1 protein-coding gene is annotated in these 1181 nt (G+C 67.6%); it reads left to right on the forward strand.

The features are described from left to right. Window positions 1-1181, forward strand: a 1181-nt coding sequence (locus AQI88_RS41890) for an acyl carrier protein (protein WP_244184646.1), incomplete at both ends; no start/stop codon positions are given.

The raw sequence follows: 1181 nt of genomic DNA on the forward strand, positions 1-1181 counted from the left end.
GCCGATGGATCCGCAGTTGGCGGTGCGGGCACTGGGCGAAGCGATCGAGGGTCCCGATGCCGTGCTGACGGTGATGGATGTCGATTGGGCGCAGCTTGCTTCGGCGCATGGTGGGGCGGACTTGCGGGGGATGCCGTTGGTGCGGGATCTGCCCGAGATCCGCCAGTTGCCTGCTGTGGGCGCTGATGGTGTGGTGCGTGGTGAGGGTGAACTGGTCGAGCGGTTGGCGGGGTTGGGCCGGTTGGAGCAGGAGCGGGTGCTGGCCGATGTGGTGCGGGCTGAGGCGGCTGCGGTGCTGGGGCATGCCTCGGCGGAGGCGGTCCCGGACAGGCGGGCGTTCAAGGATCTGGGCTTTGACTCGCTGACGGCGGTTGAGCTGCGGAACCGGTTGAGTGCGGTGACGGGGTTGCGGTTGTCGGCCACGTTGGTGTTTGACTATCCGACTCCGGTGGTTCTGGCTGACTACCTGCGGGGTGAGCTGACCGGGGAGTTGGCGGGTGTCGGCGGGTCGGTGGTTGCTGTGGCGGCCATGGATGAGCCGTTGGCGATCGTCGGGATGAGCTGCCGGTTCCCTGGTGGTGCGGGCGGCCCCGAGGAGTTCTGGGAGTTGCTGGCTGCGGGCGGGGATGCGATGGGCGGGTTCCCGACCGACCGTGGCTGGGACCTGGACAGTCTGTACGACCCCGATCCGGAACACGACGGGACGTCGTACGTGCAGCAGGGCGCGTTCTTGCAGGACGTGAGCGGGTTCGATGCCGGGTTCTTCGGGATCAGTCCGCGTGAGGCGTTGGCGATGGATCCGCAGCAGCGGTTGCTGCTGGAGGTGTCGTGGGAGGCGCTGGAGCGGGCTGGAATCGATCCCGGAACGCTGCGAGGTAGCCCGACAGGTGTCTTCGCGGGTGGTTTCGCATCGGGTTATGGGCTCGGTGTGGCGTTGGCGGGGCAGGACGCGGCCGGTGTCGAGGGTCACTTGATGACCGGTAACGCGACGAGTGTGCTGTCGGGTCGTGTGTCGTATGCGCTGGGTCTTGAGGGTCCGGCGGTGACGGTGGACACGGCGTGTTCGTCTTCGTTGGTGGCGCTGCACCTGGCCGCCCAGGCGATCCGGTCCGGGGAGTGCTCCCTGGCGCTGGCCGGCGGTGTCACGGTGATGGTGTCACCGGGGACGTTCATTGAGTTTT

The organism is Streptomyces cellostaticus (genome assembly GCF_001513965.1).
GTDB lineage: Bacteria > Actinomycetota > Actinomycetes > Streptomycetales > Streptomycetaceae > Streptomyces > Streptomyces cellostaticus.